This window comes from Mesorhizobium sp. M2A.F.Ca.ET.043.05.1.1, assembly GCF_003952445.1.
In the GTDB taxonomy this organism is placed as follows: Bacteria; Pseudomonadota; Alphaproteobacteria; order Rhizobiales; family Rhizobiaceae; genus Mesorhizobium.
Window position 1 is genome coordinate 1,962,215 of record NZ_CP034446.1, and the last position, 20,546, is coordinate 1,982,760.

21 protein-coding genes and 3 tRNA genes are annotated in these 20,546 nt (G+C 62.6%); 11 read left to right on the top strand and 13 right to left on the bottom strand.

What is annotated here, in order from left to right:
- Window positions 1–210 precede the first annotated feature (210 nt).
- Both EJ069_RS09400 and tuf read right to left on the bottom strand, forming a co-directional pair.
- Entirely contained in the window at window positions 211–1,809 is a 1,599-nt protein-coding gene (locus tag EJ069_RS09400) for a hypothetical protein (protein ID WP_245456485.1), read from the bottom strand.
- A 216-nt stretch (window positions 1,810–2,025) separates the two neighbouring features.
- Window positions 2,026–3,201 carry an elongation factor Tu gene (tuf, locus tag EJ069_RS09405; RefSeq protein WP_040983039.1) on the bottom strand — a complete coding sequence of 392 codons (1,176 nt, stop codon included), beginning with the start codon at window positions 3,199–3,201 and terminating at the stop codon, window positions 2,026–2,028.
- A gap of 227 nt (window positions 3,202–3,428) precedes the next feature.
- Between tuf and EJ069_RS09410 the strand changes: the two genes are divergently transcribed.
- Complete coding sequence (locus tag EJ069_RS09410; protein WP_126061039.1) at window positions 3,429–4,316, top strand: DMT family transporter; 888 nt, start codon at window positions 3,429–3,431, stop codon at window positions 4,314–4,316.
- A gap of 72 nt (window positions 4,317–4,388) precedes the next feature.
- On the opposite strand, the gene EJ069_RS09415 is transcribed toward EJ069_RS09410, so the two are convergent.
- Window positions 4,389–4,646, bottom strand: coding sequence for a GlsB/YeaQ/YmgE family stress response membrane protein (locus EJ069_RS09415; RefSeq protein WP_126061040.1), 258 nt, complete (start codon window positions 4,644–4,646; stop codon window positions 4,389–4,391).
- Window positions 4,647–4,775: 129 nt separating this feature from the next.
- Between EJ069_RS09415 and EJ069_RS09420 the strand changes: the two genes are divergently transcribed.
- Complete coding sequence (locus EJ069_RS09420) at window positions 4,776–5,231, top strand: YidB family protein (protein ID WP_126061041.1); 456 nt, start codon at window positions 4,776–4,778, stop codon at window positions 5,229–5,231.
- A gap of 79 nt (window positions 5,232–5,310) precedes the next feature.
- Here EJ069_RS09420 and EJ069_RS09425 read toward each other — a convergent pair.
- A tRNA-Gly gene (locus tag EJ069_RS09425) sits at window positions 5,311–5,384 on the bottom strand.
- Between the two features lie 89 nt (window positions 5,385–5,473).
- Window positions 5,474–5,558: transfer RNA gene (locus EJ069_RS09430), tRNA-Tyr, on the bottom strand.
- 198 nt (window positions 5,559–5,756) lie between these two features.
- Between EJ069_RS09430 and EJ069_RS09435 the strand changes: the two genes are divergently transcribed.
- A complete protein-coding gene (locus tag EJ069_RS09435) occupies window positions 5,757–6,620 on the top strand; it encodes an RNA methyltransferase (RefSeq protein WP_126061042.1) in 864 nt (287 codons plus the stop codon).
- A gap of 95 nt (window positions 6,621–6,715) precedes the next feature.
- Here EJ069_RS09435 and EJ069_RS09440 read toward each other — a convergent pair whose 3' ends face one another.
- The 3 genes from EJ069_RS09440 to gcl form a co-directional block, all read right to left on the bottom strand.
- Window positions 6,716–7,600 carry a 2-hydroxy-3-oxopropionate reductase gene (locus EJ069_RS09440; protein ID WP_126061043.1) on the bottom strand — a complete coding sequence of 295 codons (885 nt, stop codon included), beginning with the start codon at window positions 7,598–7,600 and terminating at the stop codon, window positions 6,716–6,718.
- 104 nt (window positions 7,601–7,704) lie between these two features.
- Window positions 7,705–8,502, bottom strand: a complete 798-nt coding sequence (gene hyi / locus EJ069_RS09445) for a hydroxypyruvate isomerase (protein ID WP_126061044.1) — start codon at window positions 8,500–8,502, stop codon at window positions 7,705–7,707.
- Window positions 8,503–8,522: 20 nt separating this feature from the next.
- Window positions 8,523–10,304 (bottom strand): glyoxylate carboligase, encoded by a 1,782-nt coding sequence (gene gcl / locus EJ069_RS09450; protein ID WP_126061045.1) that lies wholly within the window; start codon window positions 10,302–10,304, stop codon window positions 8,523–8,525.
- Between the two features lie 203 nt (window positions 10,305–10,507).
- On the opposite strand from gcl, the gene bhcR reads away from it, so the two are divergent.
- Window positions 10,508–11,329: an HTH-type transcriptional regulator BhcR gene (bhcR, locus tag EJ069_RS09455; protein ID WP_126061046.1), complete on the top strand. Its 822-nt coding sequence runs from the start codon at window positions 10,508–10,510 to the stop codon at window positions 11,327–11,329.
- On the opposite strand, the gene EJ069_RS09460 is transcribed toward bhcR, so the two are convergent.
- Window positions 11,326–11,685: a hypothetical protein gene (locus tag EJ069_RS09460; protein ID WP_126061047.1), complete on the bottom strand. Its 360-nt coding sequence runs from the start codon at window positions 11,683–11,685 to the stop codon at window positions 11,326–11,328. The genes bhcR and EJ069_RS09460 overlap by 4 nt on opposite strands.
- 205 nt (window positions 11,686–11,890) lie before the next feature.
- On the opposite strand from EJ069_RS09460, the gene EJ069_RS09465 reads away from it, so the two are divergent.
- On the top strand, window positions 11,891–12,247 hold the full coding sequence (locus EJ069_RS09465; RefSeq protein WP_126061048.1) for a hypothetical protein: 357 nt from the start codon (window positions 11,891–11,893) through the stop codon (window positions 12,245–12,247).
- A gap of 509 nt (window positions 12,248–12,756) precedes the next feature.
- Here EJ069_RS09465 and EJ069_RS09470 read toward each other — a convergent pair.
- The gene (locus tag EJ069_RS09470; RefSeq protein ID WP_126061049.1) at window positions 12,757–13,068 is read right to left on the bottom strand and encodes a BA14K family protein; all 312 of its coding nucleotides are present in this window, start codon (window positions 13,066–13,068) and stop codon (window positions 12,757–12,759) included.
- Between the two features lie 175 nt (window positions 13,069–13,243).
- The gene (locus EJ069_RS09475; RefSeq protein WP_126061050.1) at window positions 13,244–13,411 is read right to left on the bottom strand and encodes a hypothetical protein; all 168 of its coding nucleotides are present in this window, start codon (window positions 13,409–13,411) and stop codon (window positions 13,244–13,246) included.
- 152 nt (window positions 13,412–13,563) lie between these two features.
- Here EJ069_RS09475 and EJ069_RS09480 point away from each other — a divergent pair.
- Window positions 13,564–13,638, top strand: a tRNA-Thr gene (locus tag EJ069_RS09480).
- Window positions 13,639–13,676: 38 nt separating this feature from the next.
- Here EJ069_RS09480 and EJ069_RS09485 read toward each other — a convergent pair.
- Window positions 13,677–13,877: a hypothetical protein gene (locus EJ069_RS09485; protein ID WP_126061051.1), complete on the bottom strand. Its 201-nt coding sequence runs from the start codon at window positions 13,875–13,877 to the stop codon at window positions 13,677–13,679.
- Between the two features lie 120 nt (window positions 13,878–13,997).
- Between EJ069_RS09485 and EJ069_RS09490 the strand changes: the two genes are divergently transcribed.
- A complete protein-coding gene (locus EJ069_RS09490) occupies window positions 13,998–15,914 on the top strand; it encodes a BTAD domain-containing putative transcriptional regulator (RefSeq protein ID WP_126061052.1) in 1,917 nt (638 codons plus the stop codon).
- 137 nt (window positions 15,915–16,051) lie between these two features.
- Here the strand turns inward: EJ069_RS09490 and EJ069_RS09495 are convergent, their stop codons facing one another.
- Entirely contained in the window at window positions 16,052–16,666 is a 615-nt protein-coding gene (locus EJ069_RS09495) for a TetR/AcrR family transcriptional regulator (protein ID WP_126061053.1), read from the bottom strand.
- Window positions 16,667–16,760: 94 nt separating this feature from the next.
- Between EJ069_RS09495 and EJ069_RS09500 the strand changes: the two genes are divergently transcribed.
- Genes EJ069_RS09500 through EJ069_RS09515 form a run of 4 tightly spaced genes read left to right on the top strand, consistent with a single transcriptional unit; the run spans window position 16,761 to window position 20,543 of the window.
- Window positions 16,761–17,843, top strand: a complete 1,083-nt coding sequence (locus EJ069_RS09500) for a spermidine/putrescine ABC transporter substrate-binding protein (RefSeq protein ID WP_126061054.1) — start codon at window positions 16,761–16,763, stop codon at window positions 17,841–17,843.
- Window positions 17,844–17,851: 8 nt separating this feature from the next.
- A complete protein-coding gene (locus EJ069_RS09505; RefSeq protein ID WP_126061055.1) occupies window positions 17,852–18,697 on the top strand; it encodes an ABC transporter permease in 846 nt (281 codons plus the stop codon).
- Window positions 18,698–18,699: 2 nt separating this feature from the next.
- Window positions 18,700–19,482 carry an ABC transporter permease gene (locus tag EJ069_RS09510; protein WP_126061056.1) on the top strand — a complete coding sequence of 261 codons (783 nt, stop codon included), beginning with the start codon at window positions 18,700–18,702 and terminating at the stop codon, window positions 19,480–19,482.
- The gene (locus tag EJ069_RS09515) at window positions 19,479–20,543 is read left to right on the top strand and encodes an ABC transporter ATP-binding protein (protein WP_126061057.1); all 1,065 of its coding nucleotides are present in this window, start codon (window positions 19,479–19,481) and stop codon (window positions 20,541–20,543) included. Before EJ069_RS09510 ends, EJ069_RS09515 begins: the two co-directional genes overlap by 4 nt.
- Window positions 20,544–20,546 lie beyond the last annotated feature (3 nt).

Sequence of the window (20,546 nt, forward strand, 5' to 3'; positions counted from 1 at the left end):
GGCGCCACCCTGCCCGCCTCAACCTGCCTCGATGGCCAGTGCGGGCTCTCTCCTTGTCTACGCAATTCCGGACGGAAAACCGCAAACACTTTTCCTGGAATTGCTCCTAAAGCGCGTCGCGATCTTTCAGATTCGCTCCATGCGCTTTAGGTTTTTGATTTTACGCATGTCTTTATCCCGAAACCGGTTCCCACTTTCGGGAGACATGCCCTAAAGTTTCGCTGGCGCCTCGGCCGCGGCATTGGCGGCCGGCAGCACCCGGCAATTGTCCGGTTTCGGCGATGAGTTGCAGATGGTCGCCCCAGTCAGCGCATCCACCGATTGCGGTCCGGTCGTGAGCCCGAATTCGCGAAGTTCGCCCTGCTTGAGTTCCCTGTGCTTGGCGAACTGCGCCGACTGCATGGCGGCAAAAAAGCCCGGGCCGATAGCCATCTCGTCGAGATACGCCCTGACCTTCTCTTCCATGTTCATGGAATGCACCAAAAAATGCGCATCGGCGCCGACGAGGCGCCTGATGCCGCCGGCGATCATCACCGCGCAGGCGGCGTCGCATTGGGCGCCTGCATCGATGGTGAGGCCGCTGTAGAGGCCATCGGTTGGTTCGCAACCCGCCTTGCCCGGATCGCAATCGAGAAAGTCGGTTCGGGCGACCGCGACATCCAACCCACGCTCACGGATCAGGCGGCCTGCGGCAAGCGCTGCCTGCACATCGCCACCTGGCGAGTTGACGACCACCGGCAATCTGCGCCCGCCGAGCGTATCGAGCAGCTGGCGAAGCTTGCCGGCCGTGCCCGCGGCGATCGTGCCTTCCGCCGAAATCCACTCCGGACAATCGGGATTGCAGAGCGGGTTGCTGCCGCGAACGACAACGAAGCGCATCTCCTGATCCTGGACCTGCGGCCAGGGCGCCGGGACCGGAGCAGCGGACAAAGGCGCGGCTTCGACCTTCGCGACCTCGGCCGGCTTGGCGTTCGACGGCACCTTGCGGCAATTCGCCGGCACGGGATTGCGCCGGCACATGCTCTTATCGGTCAGCAGATCGAGCGAATCCGGGCTGGTGACGAGCTTCATCTCCAGCATGTCGTCGGGCTCGATCTGCCGGATATCGCTGGCGGGCGTCGTCTTCATCACATCCAGCACGCCCTGCTCGACGCCCATCTCCTTCAGATAAGCCGACAGCCGTTTCTCGATCGCCTTGCTCATCTCATAGGTCTTGTAGCTGCCGGCATTCTTGCGGCTGACGATCGTGGTGCCGATGATCTTCTTCTTGCCGTTCACGATCCGATAGGTGGTGCGGTAGAGCAGTTTTTCACGCCGGAAGGTGGTGGTGATCTGGTGGACACCGAGATAGGCCCATTCGCCAACGACGCGGCGGATGCCGCCGGCAAACATCAGCGGACAGGCCGAATTGCACATCGCGCCGCTGTCGTAAGCGACGCCGGAATAGGGCTGCTGCCTGGCGTCGTTGCCCCGGCAGTTCCTCATCCCTGGCGAGCAGCCGGAAAACTCCGTGATGCCGACCGCGATATCGAGCTTGTTCTTGCGGATCATGCGGCCAAGCTGGAGCGCGGCATCGACATTGCCGCCGGGAGAATTGACGACGATCGGCAGTTGCCTCCCGTCGAGCGTCTTCAGCAAGCGCCTGAACAGCGCCGGCGTGCCGGCCTCGATCGTGCCTTCGGCGGAAATCCATTCCGGGCAATTCGGCTCGCAGCCCGTCGCGCTGCTGCGCACCACCACGAAGCGCATCGTCGGACCGAGATCGGGCGGATCCTCCTTTGCGGCGGCGCCGAAGGCGGCCAATCCCATGGCGATAGGCAGCCCGAGCCGGATAAGCCGCCGCAAAATGATTTTTGAACGAAACGCCGAAACCACGCCTGGCTAGCCCCTCGGGTACAACCCATACTAGTTCCAGCGACGATGCTTGCAACAGAATTGAGCTTGCCGGCCCGATACTGCTTCCAAACGAAAAAGGGCGGCCCGAAGACCGCCCTTTCCTTGTCGAACCGGCAAATGCCGGATCGATTATTCCTTGATGGTGACGACGATGCCTGCACCGACGGTGCGGCCGCCTTCACGGATGGCGAAGCGCAGCTTCTCTTCCATCGCGATCGGCACGATCAGCTCGACGTCGACGGTGATGTTGTCGCCGGGCATCACCATCTCGGTGCCGGCCGGCAGCGTCACGATGCCCGTCACGTCCGTCGTGCGGAAGTAGAACTGCGGACGGTAGTTGGTGAAGAACGGCGTGTGACGACCGCCTTCGTCCTTGGTCAGGATGTAGGCTTCGGCCACGAACTTCTTGTGCGGCTTCACCGAGCCCGGCTTGGCCAGAACCTGGCCGCGCTCGACACCTTCACGGTCGATGCCGCGCAGCAGCGCGCCGATGTTGTCGCCGGCCTGGCCCTGGTCGAGCAGCTTGCGGAACATCTCAACGCCCGTGCAGGTCGTCTTGGCGGTCGGACGGATGCCGACGATCTCCAGTTCCTCGCCGACCTTGACCACGCCGCGCTCGACGCGGCCGGTCACGACCGTGCCGCGGCCCGAGATCGAGAACACGTCCTCGATCGGCATCAGGAACGGCTTGTCCAGCGGACGAACCGGCGTCGGGATGTAGGCGTCGACCTGGGCCATCAGCTCGCGGATGGCGTCCTCGCCGATGGTCTTGTTCGAATCCTCGAGAGCGGCCAGAGCCGAGCCCTTGACGATCGGAATGTCGTCGCCGGGGAACTCGTTCTTCGACAGAAGCTCGCGAACCTCGAGCTCGACCAGCTCGAGCAGCTCGGCGTCGTCGACCTGGTCGACCTTGTTGAGGAACACAACGATCGAGGGCACGCCGACCTGGCGGGCAAGCAGGATGTGCTCGCGGGTCTGCGGCATCGGGCCGTCGGCGGCCGACACGACCAGGATCGCGCCGTCCATCTGGGCGGCACCGGTGATCATGTTCTTCACATAGTCGGCGTGGCCGGGGCAGTCGACGTGGGCATAGTGACGGTTGGCCGTCTCATACTCGACGTGCGCCGTCGAAATGGTGATGCCGCGCGCCTTCTCTTCGGGTGCTGCGTCGATCTGGTCATAGCGCTTGTATTCGCCAAAATACTTCGTGATCGCCGCCGTCAGCGACGTCTTGCCATGATCGACGTGGCCGATCGTGCCAATGTTCACATGCGGCTTGGTGCGCTCGAATTTACCTTTTGCCATAGTCTCTTTCCTTGGACGGCCTTGACCTTCAGTTCAGTCGAATGCGGGGCGATTAGCGACAACGGCCGAAAAACACAAGTACCTTGTGGCTGAGCGGATTCCGGCTCGACCCGAACCGACGGTCGATTTCAGGGGGATGCGGGCGGATATAGGGCTGCCGCGCGTAAAATCAAAGGCTCCAGGCTGGCCCATTGCGGCCGCCGCGCCGCTCTGATCTTGTCCGCCGCATGCAGGTCATTCCATCCAATATCCGCGGCCCGCTGTTCATGGTCGTCTCGACGGGATCGTACCTCGTCAACGACACGATGATGAAGCTCGCGACCACGGGATTGCCGCCCTACGAAGTGCTGTTGCTGCGTGGTGCCGCCGCGACGCTGTGGGGCGTGCCGCTGCTCCTGATGCTGGGTTACGCCCGGCAGATCCCGCTGCTCTTCGAGCGCAAGGTGCTGCGCCGCAACCTGTTCGAGCTCTTGGCTATCCTCTGCTATGTCGTCGCCCTGGCGAACATGCAGATCGCGGATTCCACCGCGCTCGGGCAGATCACGCCGCTCCTCGTGCTGGTCGGCTCCTCAATGCTGTTCGGCGAAAGGATCGGCGCAACGCGCATGGCGCTGATCGGCCTTGGCTTTGTCGGGGCGCTGATGGTGGCGCAGCCGACCATGCAGGGCATTTCGGTCTATGCGCTGCTGGCGCTCGGCAATGCAGCCTTCGCGGCGGTGCGCGATATAGCCGGCCGCAAGGTGGGCGCCGAGGTGCCCGGCATGATCGTCGCCATCTCCGCCGTCCTGGTGGTGCTGGTCGGCTCAGGCGCGGCGCATCTCGTCTCCGAGCAATGGGTGATGCCCGAAGGACGCCATCTGCTGCTAATCGCTGGAGCAGGCCTCTTCCTGATCTTCGGCCATTTCTTCATCTTCATGGCCTACCGGGTCGGACCGACAAGCGCGGTCGCGCCCTTCTATTACTGCTTCACCGTCTGGGCGGTCATATCCGGACTGCTGGTGTTCGGGCAGTTTCCCAACGCGCTCGCCGTCTGCGGCATCCTGCTGGTCATGGCCAGCGGCCTGGTGATCGTTTCGCTCGACGAGAGGAAGCGCCGATTGGCCATGGTCGCCTGACGACGCGCATCAATCTGGGCCGATCCGACAGGATCGACCCACAGCAGCCCGGCCGGCTGCGACTTTCTTGGCCTACAGCGTGCGCTTGCCGCTGATCTGATGATAGGCCCAGAGCACGACGATCGAGCCGATGACGGCCACGATTAAGCTCCAGATGTTGAGGCCGGTGACGCCCGCCGAGCCGAAAGCGCTGAAGATCAGTCCGCCGACGATAGCGCCGACGATGCCGAGCACAATGTCCATGATCATGCCCTGGCCGGTCTTGTTGACGATCTTGCTGCCAATGAAGCCGGCGATAAGGCCCAGAATGATCCAGCTGATGATGCCCATAGTTCCCTCCAAATACCCCCGCCCCCGCCATCATGGTCATATGATTGTCAAAAGCTCAAGACAGCTTGAAATGCCGTCGGTTTGCGCCATTCTGAGGCCGGCGGACTTGACTGGACAAGGAGATCCACGATGGGCCTTTTCGACAATGCCGTTCCCGGCGGGAATATCACCAAACCCCTGATGATCGCGCTCGGCGCGCTTTTGGTCGGCAAGATGCTGAGCGGCAGAAGCGAGGAACCGGCCGCGCCGCAAGCGCCGGCCCCGGCGCCTGCTGGAACCGACGCGTCGGCCGATGGCGGCCTGCTCGGCGGTCTCGGCGGCCTGCTCGGCAAGCTCAAGGATGCCGGCCACGGCAATGTCGCCGACTCCTGGGTCGGCACCGGCCAGAACCAGCCGATCAATCCGGGCGATCTCGGCTCGGCGCTCGGGCCGGCGGTGATCCGCGAGATCGCCCAGCGCACAGGCATGAACGAGCAGGAGCTGCTGCAGCAGCTCTCCACGGCCCTGCCCGGCATCGTCGACAAGCTGACGCCGAACGGCCAGATCCCGCAGAACCATCAGGTCGCTTCGGCCTTCAACAGCTGAGTGGCTGGACGAAAGGCAATGAGCTGCGCGCTACGGCGCGCGGCGTTTTTTGTGCGATTGGCGGCAGGGGCGGGAAATCTGGAGCGGGTAGCGGGAATCGAACCCGCATATTCAGCTTGGAAGGCTGCTGCTCTACCACTGAGCTATACCCGCGCCCTTGCACTGAGGTACCGGATTCACCCGAAAAGCGCCATCCACTTTTCGGTCCGAGACTTTTCGTTTCAGGGCTTCCGGGCCGGCAGTGGTGGAGAGGGTTGGATTCGAACCAACGTAGGCTAAGCCAACGGATTTACAGTCCGTCCCCTTTAACCACTCGGGCACCTCTCCAGTCTGCCGCCGGAGCCATGCAACGAGGCATTTTCGCCGATCCGAAGCCCGAGCAGGATCTTCTCCGAAATCAGCGAAGCGCCTTATGGCGGCAAGGCCGGTGGGTGTCAACCGGCGCGGCGAGGGTTTTTCGAAGATGTTCCGCATTCATTGCCGCAGGCCATATCCTTGGCCCGACAGGGCCGCTATAGAGGCCGCATGAGCGACGAAAAAAGCAACAAGCCCGGCACGCGCAAGGACACCCACTACGCCAAGCTGAGGCGCGCGCATCGCGACCAGAGGGCGGGCGGCGCACCGGCATTCCGGCCGCGCCAGCCGGTGCCGCCGGGGGAAGGGCCTGGCGACGGGCTGGTGCGGCTTTACGGCCTTCACACGGTGCGGGCCGCCCTCGACAATCCGCGCCGCAAGATCAAAAAGATGCTGGTGACCCGCAACGCGGCCGAGCGGCTTTCGATCGGCGATCTGGCCGCCCTGCCCTTCAAGGCCGAGTTGGTCGAGCCGAAGGACATCGACAGGATCACCGGGTCGGACGCCGTGCATCAGGGCGTGCTGATCGAGGCCGAGCCGCTGAAGCCCAAGCGCCTCGACGCGCTCGGCGGCACCAGGCTGGTGCTTGTGCTCGACCAGGTGACGGACCCGCACAATGTCGGCGCGATCCTGCGCTCCGCGGTCGCCTTCGGCGCCGGCGCGCTGATCACGACTGCACGCCACAGCCCGCAGGAATCGGGCGTGCTGGCGAAATCCGCGTCCGGCGCCCTGGAGCATATCGACCAGATCGAGGTGAAGAACCTCGCCGATGCGCTGGGGCAGCTGCACGAGGCCGGTTTCCAGACGATCGGACTCGATTCGGAAGGACCGGCCGAGCTCGAAAAGACCTTCGACGGCCAAAAGATCGCGTTGGTGCTGGGCGCGGAAGGCAAGGGCCTGCGGCAAAAAACCCGCGAGACGGTGGCCGCGCTCGCCCGCCTCGACATGCCGGGCGCCATCCATTCGCTCAACGTGTCGAATGCGGCGGCGGTGAGCCTTTATGCGGCAAGAAAATTCCTAGCGAATAGCGAATAGCGAATAGCGAATAGCGAATAGCGAATAGCGAATAAGCGGAACACAGCGAGGTGCCGGCCTGCAATCCCTATTCGCTACTCCCTATTCGCTACTGGCTAGCCCACTTCGTGGGCCGCCATCCGCTCCAGCGCCCTGACCAGCGCCGAGTGATCCTCCTTGGCGCCGCCATTGGCTGCGCAGCAATTGAACAGCTGTTGCGTGGTCGAGGTGTTTGGCAGCGAGACGCCAAGCGCTTTCGCGCCTTCCAGCGCGAGGTTGAGGTCCTTCTGGTGCAGCTCGATGCGGAAGCCCGGCGCGAAGGTGCGCTTGATCATGCGCTCGCCATGCACTTCGAGGATGCGCGAGGCGGCGAGCCCGCCCATCAGCGCCTGCCTGACCTTGGCCGGATCGGCGCCCGCCTTCGAGGCAAACACAAGCGCTTCGCCGACCGCTTCGATGGTGAGGGCCACCACGATCTGGTTGGCGACCTTGGTGGTCTGGCCAACGCCGTTCGGGCCGACCAGCGTGATGTTCTTGCCCATCTTCTCGAAGACCGGCCTGGCGCGTTCGAAGGCCTTTTCCTCGCCGCCGACCATGATGGTGAGTGAGGCCGCCTTGGCGCCGACCTCGCCGCCCGACACCGGCGCGTCGAGATAATCGCAGCCGAGATCGTTGATCTTTTTGGCGAATTCCTTGGTGGCGATGGGCGAGATCGAGCTCATGTCGATGACGAGCTTGCCCTTGGACAAGCCAGCGGCGACGCCGCTCTCGCCGAAGAGAACATCCGCGACCTGGGGTGTGTCTGGCACCATGGTGATGATGATGTCGGCGACCTTGGCCACCGCATTGTGGCCAGTGACGGCCTTCAGGCCCTTGGCGACAAGGTCGGCAGGCGACTTGGAGCGGTGGTCGCTGGCAACGACCGTGTAGCCGGCGTCGAGGAGGTGCCCCGCCATCGGCGCGCCCATGATGCCGAGGCCGATGAAGCCGATGGTTTCCATTTGTGTCTCCGTCAATTTGTCGAGGTCGCGTTCCTTCGCGCCCCCCTCTGGCCTGCCGGCCATCTCCCCCACAAGTGGGGAGATTGGCAGTTTCGGCGTCGGCTCTAAGCCGCGGCGCTGCCCTGTCCGGCGAACGCGCTGAACCACCCGAGTCCGGCCTCAGTGCCGGCCTTCGGCTTGTATTCGGCGCCGATCCAGCCGGAATAGCCGATGCGGTCGATGTGGTCGTAGAGGAAGGGATAGTTGATCTCGCCCGTCCCCGGCTCGTGACGGCCGGGATTGTCCGCAAGCTGGATGTGCGCGATGCGGCTAAGGTTCGCCTCGATGGTACGGGCGAGATCCCCCTCCATGATCTGCATGTGATAGATGTCGTATTGCAGGAATAGGTTCTTCGAGCCGATGCGGTCGATCAGCGCCAAGGCCTGGTCGGAATAATTCAGGAAGAAGCCCGGGATGTCGCGGGTGTTGATCGGCTCGATCAGCAGCCTGATGCCGGCCTGCTCCAGCTTCTCCGCCGCGAAGGCCAGGTTCTCGGCAAAGACATTTTCCAGCACCGCGCGATCGGCGCCCTGCGGCGCGATGCCGGCGAGGCAGTTGACCTGCTCGCAACCCAGCGCATGCGCATAGGAGATCGCCTTGGCGACGCCCTGGCGGAATTCCGGCACCCGGTCGGGCAGCACGGCAATGCCGCGCTCGCCCTTGCCCCAGTCGCCGGCCGGCAGGTTGAAAAGAACCTGGCTGAGACCGTTCTTCTTCAGGCGCGCCTCGACCACGTCCGGCGTGTGATCATAGGGACCGATATATTCGACGCCCTTGAAGCCCGCGCGGGCGGCGGCATCGAAGCGATCGAGGAACTCGTGCTCGCCGAAGAGCATTGAAAGATTGGCTGAAAAACGCGGCATTCTTTTTCTCCTTCGTCCCGCTAGTCCAACATCACGATCGCCGTCGGCGCATCCTCGTGGCTCTCGGCAAGTTCCTCGAATTCGGTGATCTTGTCGATTTCGGTGCCCATCGAAATGTTGGTGACGCGCTCGAGGATGAACTCCAGCACCACCGGAACCTGGTGCTCCTTCATCAGCCGCTGCGCTTCCTTGAAGGCGCCGGCGAATTCCTCGGGCTTCTTCACGCGGACCGCCTTGCAGCCCATGGCTTCGGCGACGGCGACATGATCGACGCCGTAGCCGGCCTCCGGATCGCCTGCGCGGTTGACGTTCTCGAAGGCGAGGCTCACCTCGTAATCCATCGAAAAGCCGCGCTGCGCCTGGCGGATGAGGCCGAGATAGGCGTTGTTCACGACGACGTGGATGTAGGGCAGCTTGTGCTGCGCGCCGACGGCCAGCTCCTCGATCATGAACTGGAAATCATAGTCGCCGGAGAGCGCCACGATAGCGCGGTCCGGATCGGCGGCCCGCACGCCAAGGGCTGCCGGAAGCGTCCAGCCGAGCGGTCCGGCCTGGCCGCAATTGATCCAGTTGCGCGGCTTGTAGACATGCAGGAACTGCGCGCCGGCGATCTGCGACAGGCCGATGGTGGTGACATAGGTGGTGTCGCGGCCAAAGGCCTTGTTCATCTCCTCATAGACGCGCTGCGGCTTCAGCGGCACCTGCTCGAAATGCGTCTTGCGCTTCATGGTCTTCTTGCGCTGCTGGCATTCCTTGGCCCAGCCCGACCAGTCGCGCAGCCTGCCTGCCGTGCGCCATTCGGTGGCGACGTCGAGCAGGATCTTCAGCGCGGCGCCCGCATCCGAGACGAGGCCGAGATCCGGCGCGAAGACGCGGCCGATCTGGGTGGGCTCGATGTCGACATGGATGAACTTTTTCCCCCTGGTGTAGACGTCGACCGAACCGGTGTGCCGGTTGGCCCAGCGGTTGCCGATGCCGAAGACGAAGTCTGACGCCAGCATCGTCGCATTGCCGTAGCGATGCGAGGTCTGCAGGCCGCACATGCCGGCCATCAGCCGGTGGTCGTCGGGGATCGCGCCCCAGCCCATCAGCGTCGGGATGACAGGCACGCCGGTGACCTCGGCGAACTCGATCAGGAGATCGGAGGCATCGGCATTGATGATGCCGCCGCCGGCGACGATCAGCGGCTTTTCCGCTTCGTTGAGCATCGCCAGCGCCTTCTCGGCCTGGGCGCGTGTCATAGCCGGCTTGAACGCCGCGAGCGGCTCATAGGCGTCGATGTCGAACTCGATCTCCGCAAGCTGGACGTCGAGGGGCAGATCGACCAGCACTGGACCTGGCCGAGAGGAGCGCATCAGGTGGAACGCCTTCTGCAGCGCCATCGGCAGCAGGTAAGGCTCCATGACGGTGACCGCCCATTTGGCGACTGGTGCCGCGATCGACGCGATGTCGACGGCCTGGAAATCCTCCTTGTTGAGGCGCGCGCGGGGAGCTTGGCCAGTTATGCACAAGATCGGGATGGAGTCGGCCGAAGCCGAATAGAGGCCGGTGATCATGTCGGTGCCGGCGGGGCCCGAGGTGCCGATGCAGAGGCCGATATTGCCGGCCTTGGCCCGCGTATAGCCTTCGGCCATATGCGAGGCGCCCTCGACATGGCGGGCAAGCACATGGCGGATGGTGCCCCGCGCCTTCAGCGCCGAGTAGAGCGGATTGATCGCCGCGCCCGGCACGCCGAAGGCATTGGTGATGCCTTCCTTTTCGAGAACGAGAACTGCCGCGTCGACAGCGCGCATCCTGGCCATGACAAGCCTCCATTTCGTTGGTTGGCTTGATAGTGACAGCGCACCTTCGATTTTTCAATTTTTTCAGAATATTTTTTCATTTCTAGCAGACGGCATTTACCCTTTGAATTCACGTCATTTTCGGTTTTCCAGAAATTCACCCTGCCAGAACGATGAAAAACTTTTCCATTGCACCTCGCGCGAATTCAGCGAGAATGCCGCCTATGGAAACGACGGAAAAACGCCAGCGCGGCCGGCCGCGCGCCTTCAACGGTCCTTCCGAAGCGGCTTCGGTGCAGTCGCTCGACCGGGCGCTGCGGATCCTGGCGATCGTCGCTGATGCCAGCGGGCTGTCGCTCAGCGAAATCGCGGCGCAAAGCGGCATTGCCGCCTCCACAGCCTATAGAATGCTGACGACACTGGAAAACCACGGCATGGTCGAGTTCGATACGACCGACCAGCTCTGGTCGGTCGGCGTCGAGACCTACCGCATGGGCGCCGCCTTCCTGCGCCGCCGCAAGCTGGTCGACCGCGCCCGTATCGTCATGCAGGAGTTGATGGAGAAGACCGGCGAGACCGCCAATCTGGGGGTCGCCGAGGATGATTGCGTCGTCTTCGTCAGCCAGGTCGAGACGCATCAGGCGATCCGCGCCTTCTTCCGGCCGGGCACGCGCAGCCCCTTTCATGCTTCAGGCATCGGCAAGGCGGTGCTGGCGCATCTCGAGCCGGAGCGGGTTGCCACCATCCTGCGCAAGGCAGGCTTGCAGCGCTACACCGACAAGACGCTTTCCGACATCTCGGCGCTTGCCCATGACCTCGCGACCATAAAACATCGTGGCTGGTCAGTGGATGACGAGGAGCGCCATCCCGGCATGCGATGCGTGGCCGCGGCCATCTTCAACGAATATGGCGAGCCGATCGGCGGCGTTTCGGTATCAGGCCCGACGGTGCGGGTCACGCCCGAGCGGCTGGCCGAGATCGGCCCGCTGGTGCGCGACGCCGCGGCCGAGGTGACCAGGATGATCGGCGGCGTGAAAGCGTATTAGGACGCACCCGGCAAGGCGCTCTTGGCCGCTACCTCGAAGAAATCGAGCAGGATCGCCAGCCCGACGCCACAGGCCGCCAGGATGAGCCCGGCGAGGAATATCCGACTGGCGCGGTCATGAACGCTTCGCTGTAGGGATTTCATGTCGAGCAGAATGGCAAGCGCCCGGATCTGCAGCGCAATTCCGACCAGGATCGGCAGAACGGCAATCAGATGGTAGGTCTGCCAGGGGATCGGGTTGGCCGCCCAGTGGGTGATGAAGCCTAGCGAGAACGCAAGCAGAATACCCACGATGGTGATGGTGCCGTTGCGGAAAACCGGTTCGACCCGTTCTTCCTTGGGATACTGCTCGTCCATGCCACCCTCCCCTCACTTGGCGTCAAAGCCAGACTAAACGCTTGCAAAATCGCTGTACATCGCTGGATGCCTGGCAGGATCCGACCGGGCATAGGCAGGCCGGACCACCGGCTTGACCATCTTGCCGGGGCGTCGGCATGCATGCGAAAGGGCGCGGATGCGGAAAACAGCTTATCTCCTATCCGCCGCTTCCCTTTGCGGATGCGTGGCGGCGGCACCGGCGCCGGTCGAGCCCATCGGCAGCCCCAGCGGCAACCCGCTGGTCGATCCCGTTCCGATCTCGCTGGCGATGGACGAGATCGTCACCGCCGGCGTCCGCCAGCACCTGAAGAACCCGCTCGCCGCCAAGTTCGGAACGATGCTCGCCGGCGAACGCAGTTTGAACGGCCGCCACGAAATCGTGGTGTGCGGCTATGTCGACGACAAGGGTTCTTCCGGCGGCAACGAGCCTTTCATCGGCAAGATCTATCCCGACGCCGGAAACAGTTTCGAACTCGTCGCGATAAACGACGTTTCGGTCAGCGGAGCCTGCAGGGTAGCCGGACTGGCGATGCCGAGCTGAGGCCCAATTCCTGAATCAGTCGAGGCGGGAAAGATGTCCGCTTCAAATAAAGCCAATCAGGCTAGTGGCACTACACAGGGATTTTTGAAGGTGGCCGTTTGTCGACGGGCACGATTTTCACCGTTCCTTTCCGTGAATCAGTGCAAACACCAAGGATCGGCCGAAGCCTTCCAACCTCGTCATCCCTGGGCGGAGCAAGGAGCGGAAGCGGCGTCGCGGAGACCTGGGATCCATTCCGTGACGCATGAGCGCTGCGGCGGTGCAGAATTCTGATCCGCTGCACTCTTCGATCAGGGTCACGGAATGGATCCTCGGGTCTGCGCGCGTCGCTTCGCTCCTTGCTCCGCCCGTGGATGACGACTGGGTGAGGCGTTTCGGCCAATCTCCAAGGCATTCCACCTGCCTAACATAGCCGACCAGTCAAAATCCCTGTGCAGGGGAACTGGTGTCTAACGCTCGAACGCAAGAAAAGGGGCTGCGTGCAGCCCTCTTTCCTGGCCCGCCTTCTCTTACAGATGGCAATAGTGCGGGTAACCGTCGTAGCCGATATAGGTGTTCGTATCCTGGTCGTAACTGCCGTAGCGGGCCATGCAGCGGCGAACGTGCCAGGAACCTTCGTAGCCGCCCTCCTCGACATAGACCGGGCGCGGCTGCTGAGAGAGGAGGCTGCCGAGGACGAAGCCGCCGACGCCGGCGGCAATGCCGATGCCGAGCTCGCGATTGTGGTGGTTGTGAGCAGCCGAAGGCTGGACGGTGCCGACGAGCGAGCCGGCGGCGACGGTGGTGGCGATGAGGCCGGAAACGATGGTGCGCTTGAACATGACGATCTCCTGGTTTCGTTGGAGAGGCGAACCATCCGCCTCTTGATCGTCTGTCGTCGCGGCCTCGAGAAAGGTTCGAAGATTTTGAGATTTTTTCGAAGGGAGTAGCGAATAGCGCGTAGGGAATAGCGAATAGCGACCAGAACGGAGGTCCTCTATTCGCTATTCGCTCACCTCATCCCATCCCCGTGACATGCCTCAGCCAGAAGGCGAGCACGATGAAGCCGACGAAGGTAGCGACACCGGTCCAGTCGATATTGGCTTTCTTCAGATCGCTGATGAGCTTCACCAGGAGAAGCCAGGTCACGACGATGAGCGGCAGGATGATGACTAATCTGATCATGCGACACCCCGTTCGATGCGATTGCACCTGAACGGAATGTAGGAAGCGGCCCGTCGCTTTTCAGCATGCCGGCCAAACCGCGCCATCCATTAGCAAGCCAAAACGGAGTTTTGTCTTTACTGGCGCACGAAATGTGCTACCGGAGCGCCCATGCCCTTGTAGCTCAGCTGGTAGAGCAGCGGTTTTGTAAACCGAAGGTCGCGGGTTCGATCCCTGCCGGGGCACCAGATATTGCGCGTATTTCTCTTCTGTCGCCTGTCCAGGATCAATGCTCGCCAACGTCCTCGCCGAGGCGACAGGTGTTTGAGCTGAAACCAATCGCAACGCTGTAGGCCGCCCAGATGGCGCTGGCGTAAGCCAATGGCAGCTTGCAGAAAAATCGACGGAAATCGGTTCCCGGAAGTCTCGCGCAATCGGCTGTCCGAACCTTGTTTGCCGTTTTCAAAACCTTCGGTGCGACGGACATTGGAGTTTCCCCTCAGATGTTGTTTAGTCATCGAAGGGCAACGTGGAACAAAGGGCGTGAGGTGGCTGTGAAAAGCCGCGTGAAAATCGCGCAAGAAATCGAAATTCAGAGCAAATCGCGATGAGCTTGGCGCGGCTCGATCTGCTGGGCGGGTTTCGCCTGACGTCTCGGGAGGGAACGAGGCTAGAGGTGCCCGCCAGGAAGAATCGAGCGCTTCTGGGCGTCCTCGCCTTGGCGCCGAACCATGAGGCGACCCGCCAGAAGCTCGCCGGGCTCTTATGGGGGGATCGAGGCGAGGAGCAGGCCCGAAATAGCCTGCGGCAGGCCCTGGCTTCCATGCGCAGGGATTTTGCGGATCTGGATGCCGATACTCTCGTTCTGATCGGAGATCGTGTCGCGCTCAGTCCAAGACGCATATCGGTCGACGTGACGGAGTTCATCGCCGCCTCCGCAAGCCGCGATGCCGCTGGGCTCCGGCAAGCGGCGGATCTCTATGCCGGGCCTTTCCTTGACGGCCTGAGTTCGACGGACGACGTCTTCGAAGACTGGCTGCGCGACGTCCGCGCCGACTTGTTGGCCCGTGCCATTCGCGTGCTCGAGTCCCTGTCAGCATCGGTGAGCGGTAGCGAGCGTGTCGCGGTGGCTGAGCGGCTGGTGGGCCTCGAACCCCTACGCGAACAGTCACACATTGCCTTGGTTCTGGCCCATGTCTCCATGGGCCAGACGGCTCTTGCCATCAAGCAGTACGAGGCATGCAAGCTGCTGCTAAAGCGCGAGTTGAACGTGGATCCCGGCGACCAACTTCAGCAATTGCGCCGTGTGCTGGACGAGACGTCGGTCACGCGATCTGGCAAGGGTCCATCTAGCCACAGCCCGGTGATAGCGGTTCTTCCCTTCGAGAACATGAGCGGCGATTCCGATCAGGACTATTTCAGCGACGGAATTACAGAGGATATCATCACCGAACTGGGCAGATTTGGTGAACTTCACGTCATTGCCCGCAATTCATCCTTCACCTTCAAGGGCAGAGTTGCCGACACCTCCACCGTCGCGAAGCAGTTGTCTGCCGACTACCTTGTTCAGGGAAGCGTCCGCCGTGCCGGCAACCGGGTGCGGATTTCGTCTCAACTCATAGATGTACGGTCCGGCAATCAAATATGGGCAGATCGATTTGATCGGGAACTCGTCGACATTTTCGATCTTCAGGACGAGATCGCCAGAAGCGTGGCCACGATCGTTGCGGGAACGATCCGGATTTCAAGCGTAGGGAAAATACGGCGTGTTCCTATTACTCAACTTGATGCCTATGAACTTTACCTGCAGGCCCGCGTTCGCTTCGTTCGCTATGACACTATCCTGGAAGCGGAGCCTTACCTCGTCAGGGCGATCGAACTGGACCCGAACGTCGCGTCGATCCATGCCATGATGGCGATCGTACTTTCGACAAGATGGCTGCTCGAGGCGAATCCGCACAATCGAGAACTACTCGAGACGGCTTTGGCTCATGGTCGCCGCGCCCTCAAACTCGGACCGCAACAGGCGTGGTGCCACAAGGCGGTGGCTCACCCGCTCATGTTCCTGGGGCAGCTCGACGAGGCTCTTGCCCACCTGGAACAGGGCGTGAGCCTCAACCCCAATGACGTCTGGATACGAGCAATCCGCGGTTTATGCCGCAGCTATATCGGTCAGCACGCGGAAGGGTTGTCCGATCTTGACGCATGTGTTGCCCGTGATCCGCTGACTTACGATTGGTTCTGGGACGTGCGTGGGCAGATTCTTTTGGTTCTCGGGCGGCATTCGGAGGCAATAAAGTCCTACCGCAATCTCAACTCCTATTCATTTTGGTCATACGCGTTTCTTGCAGTTTGCCATTTGCGGGAGGGCGACGTCGCTCTCGCTGCCGATGCAGTCAGGCAATGCTTGGCCGCCAAACCCGGCCTAACCGTCAGCGCCATTCTCTCAGACCCATATCGTGACCCAAAAATCCTTGAGGGCCTTCGGAACGACCTTCTTGCTCTCGGCATACCCGATGGGTGAAAGTCGCAATGCTCGACCGGTTCTCCGCCCGCAAACCGCCATGCCTCAATCGACGAAAGCTCCTAATGCGTGAAAGGAATGGCTCCCTGCGCGGAGGGGCACGTCAGTGAGGAATAGCGTTGCTGTTTGTGACACCCTCACACCCCAATAGCCGCCACCAGCACCCTGTTCTGCCTTCGTATGGCCGCCCTCAGCTCCGATATCTTCGCCTCGTCGCGCTTCACGAACTCGATGAACATCATGTTCATGTTGTTGAAGATCAGCTCGCCCACTGCCAGCCCGTCGATGTCCGGGCGCACAAGGCCGATCTGCTGCAGGCGGGCGATCAAGGCGCTGATCTGCCAGGTCAGTTCCCGGTCCAGCGCGGTATAGGCCTGGCCAAACGGGCTGTCGGGCAGTTGCGTGGAGATCGCCATTGCCTGGCGCCACATCTCCTTGCTGAGATAGTTCAGCGAGTGCTCGATATAGATGCCGATCAGCGTGTCGAGCGCATCGCCGACATTGGCGGGCGGGCTGGCGACCACGCCTCGCCCGGCATTCAGCACCTCGTTGACCTCCATCGACACGATGGCGCCGAGGATGTCGCCCTTGTTCTGGTAGTAATTGTAGATGGTGCCGATCGAGACCTCGGCTTGCGCGGCGATCGCCTCGATCTTGGCGCCTTCATAGCCGGCCTCGCGAAACAGCGCGGTGGCCGCATCGATGATGCGGCGGTGCCGGTCCGCCTTCTGCCGTTCGCGCAATCCGCTCATAATCGGCCTCTCTGCCACAAAATCATAATTGACTCAATTTTAGAATTGGTTCAACTTTTCTTCCAACAAGCCAGCAAGGCAGGGAGAACACTCGATGACCGTCAATGCCAAGAATCCGCTTTCCATGCTGAAGTCGCACCTTTCCGCCGCCTGCGCGGCCGCGGCGCTGCTGCTCGCGACCGGCGGCGCTGAGGCTGCCGATCTCAATGCGCTGATCTGGTGCGACCATTCCGATCCGGCGCTGCTCGAGCCTTTCGAGAAGGCCAACGACGTCAAGGTCAACGTCAAGGAATTCGAGGGCACCGGCGCGGGGCTGGCCATCGTCGACCAGTCGCAACCCGGCGACTGGGACGTGATGGTGATCGATTCCATCGACGTGCCGCGCGGCGTCGAGAAGGGCCTGTTCGAGCCGCTGCCCGAGGACAAATTGCCTTTCGCCGACCTCTTCCCGCAAGTGAAGATGGACAAGTCGACCATCGTCGACGGCAAGCGCTACGGCATCACCGAAAAATTCGGCTACAACACGATCGGCTTCAACAAGACCAAGGTCGATCCGGCCGACATGCAGTCGCTGGCCTCGCTCACCAGCGACAAATACAAGGGCAAGGTCGCGATCTACGATTACTATCTGCCGGTGATCGGCATGGCGGCTTTGGCGATCGGCAAGAAGACCGCCGACCTCACCGAGGCCGATCTGCCAGCGCTGAAGGCGGAACTGCTCAAGATGAAGGCCAATGCCAAGCTGGTCGGCGAGGTCACCGCCAGCCAGACCGCATTGGCCACCGGCGAGGTGGACGTTCTGGTCGGCGGCGGCGAATGGGTCACGGCCGGCCTTGCCAAGGAGAACCCGGCGCTCGACTTCTCGATCCCGAAAGAAGGTGCTGTGCTCTGGTCGCAGTCGCTCGCCATGTTCAAGGATTCCAAGAACAAGGACATGGCGCTGAAATTCATCCAGTACATCATGAGCCCTGAGGGCCAGGCACGGCTTGCCACCTCCTCCTGCTACTGGGGCATGCCGGCGAACAAGACCGCGGCGCTGACCGACGAGCAGAAGAAGATCCTGCGCTTCGACGAGCAGCCCGGCTTCCTCGCCCGCGCCCAGGCCTATCCGGCGCCGAACGCCGATCTCGACAAGAAGATGCAGGACATGTGGACCGAGATGCTGCAGGCCCAGTAAATCGGCCGATGAGTGTTTCTGGAAGCAACTCGCGTGCCCTGCCCTGGGCGCTGGTCACGCCGGCGCTGGCATGGACGCTTTTGTTCTTCGTGCTGCCCTTTATCGCCATGGGGTTTTCCAGCCTCACCGCCCATGAAGGCGGCGGCTTCACCTTGGCCAATTACAGCCAGTTCTTCACCGATCCGTCCTATTGGCGGGCGATGGTGAACTCGCTGAAGGTGACGGGAACCGTCACCGTGATCTCGATCCTGCTCGCCTATCCCTTCGCCTGGATCCTCGCAGAAATGGTTCCGGAACGCTGGCAGCGGCTGGCGCTGATGCTGGCCGTGCTGCCGTTCTGGACGTCCTATGTCGTGCGCTCCTATTCCTGGCTGCTGGTGCTGGCGCAGAATGGGGTCATCAACCGGGCGCTCACCGGCATCGGCCTCATCGCCGAGCCGCTGCAGCTCGCCAACACGCGTTTCGCCACCGTCACCGGCTTCGTGCATTTCTTCGTCATGCTTTTGACGCTGACGATCTTCGCCAACCTGAAGCAGCTCAGCCCGAGCTACCGCAAGGCCGCCGCCGATCTCGGCGCCGGGCCGGTGCGCACCTTCCTGCATGTCGTGCTGCCGCTGACCCTGCCCGGCATCATGGTCGGCGCCTTCCTCACCTTCGTGCTCTGCATCGGCGACTACATCACGCCGCAGATCCTTGGCGGCAACAACGAGCTGGTCATGCCGCAGCTCGTCATGATGCAGATCGGCCGCCGAGGCGATTTCCCGCTGGCTTCGGCGCTTTCGATCATCCTGATGGCCATCGTCACCATCGCCTATCTCGCCTGCGCGCGCTGGCTGAAGATCGAGCGGGCCTGACGATGCGCGCCGCCGTCCGCCTCGCCGCCTGGCTCTATGCCATAGCCGTTTACGGCTTCATCTTCCTGCCGGTGGTCGTGCTGGTGCTCTTCTCGCTGCAGGCCACCTCCTTCCCTATACCGCCTTTCACCGGCCCATCGCTGCGCTGGTACCAGGCGGTGCTTTCCGATGCGCGGCTGACCTCCGCGCTGGTCAATTCGCTGCTGGTGGCGGTGCTCTCCTCGCTCGCATCGGCCACGCTCGGATTTCTGTCAGCCTGGGGTTTCGCGCGCTTCGTCCTGCCGGGCTCGGCCATCCTGCGCGGGCTGATCACGCTGCCGCTCACCGTCAGCTACCTCATCATCGGCATGGGCCTGCTGGTGCTGTTCAACTGGGCCGGCGTGCCGAAATCGCTGCTTGCGGCCGGCATCGGCCATGTCGTGATCAACCTGCCGCTCTGCTTCGCCATCATCTACAGCCAGATGGGCGACCACCAGATCAACATCGAGCGCGCCGCGCGCGACCTCGGCGCCGCCGAATGGAAGGTGCTGCTCCTGATCACCGTGCCGGTGATGGCGCCGGCGATCTTCGCCGGCTTCTTCCTGTCGATGACGTTCTCCTGGGACGAGTTCGTCATCTCGTTCCTGCTCACCCGCTTCGAGACGACGCTGCCGGTGGAGATCTGGAACCTCCTGCGTTCCGGCCTCAATCCCAAGACCAATGCCGTCGGCTCACTGGTCTTTGCCGTCTCCATCGTGCTGGTGGTGTTTTTCGAACTGACGCTGTTGCGGAGAAAGCCGGCATGAGCGCGCCCCTGGTCGACATCCGCAACGTCTCGCACCGCTTCGGCCACTTGCCGGTGCTGAAGAATGTCTCGCTGGCGATCGAGCCCGGCAGCTACACGATCCTGCTTGGGCCGTCGGGTTCCGGCAAGACGACGCTGCTGTCGATCCTTGGCGGCTTCGTCACGCCCAGCGAAGGCAAGGTGTTCATCCGCGGCGCGGACTGCACCGCCGTGCCGCCGGCCAAGCGCCCGACGACCACCGTGTTCCAGGATTATGCGCTGTTTCCGCATATGAGCGTCGGCGGCAATGTCGGTTTCGGCTTGCGCATGCAGGGTGTCGACGGCGCGACCCGGGCGGCGAAGGCGCGCGATGCGCTTGCCCTCGTCGGGCTGGCGGCCGCCTTCGACAAGAAGCCGCATCAGCTCTCGGGCGGCCAGCGCCAGCGCGTGGCGCTGGCCCGTGCGCTGGTCATCGAACCGGCGGTGCTTTTGCTCGACGAGCCGCTCGGCGCGCTGGATCTCAAGCTGCGGCGGCAGATGCAGGACGAGCTGAAAGCGATCCAGAAGCGCGTCGGCACCGCCTTCGTCCATGTCACGCATGACCAGGAAGAAGCGATGGCGCTGGCCGATCATTGCGTGGTGATGAATGACGGCCGCATCGAGGACGAAGGCCCGCCCGAGCGCGTCTATGCGCGGCCGAAGACACGCTTCTCGGCGACCTTCATGGGCGAAAGCACCATTCTTGCCGGCACCGTGACCGAAGCGGAGAACGGGATCGTCACCGTCTCGACGGCGGTCGGGCCGGTCTCGCTGCCCGGCGCATCGACTGCCGGCGCCACGGTCGCGCTCGCCATCCGGCCCGAGCACCTGGTTCTCGGCAAAGCGAAAGGCGATGTCGCGCTCGGCGACGGCAAGGTTGGCGATGTCGTCTTCCAGGGCAGCTTCAAGCGCGTGCTGGCCACGTCGACGCTGGATCCGGCACCGCAGTTCATCGCCAAGGCTTCCGCTTCCGCCACCGTTCAGGCAGGCGACACGATAGCGATTTCGTGCAACGCTCAAGACATCATCCTGCTGGCGGACTGATCC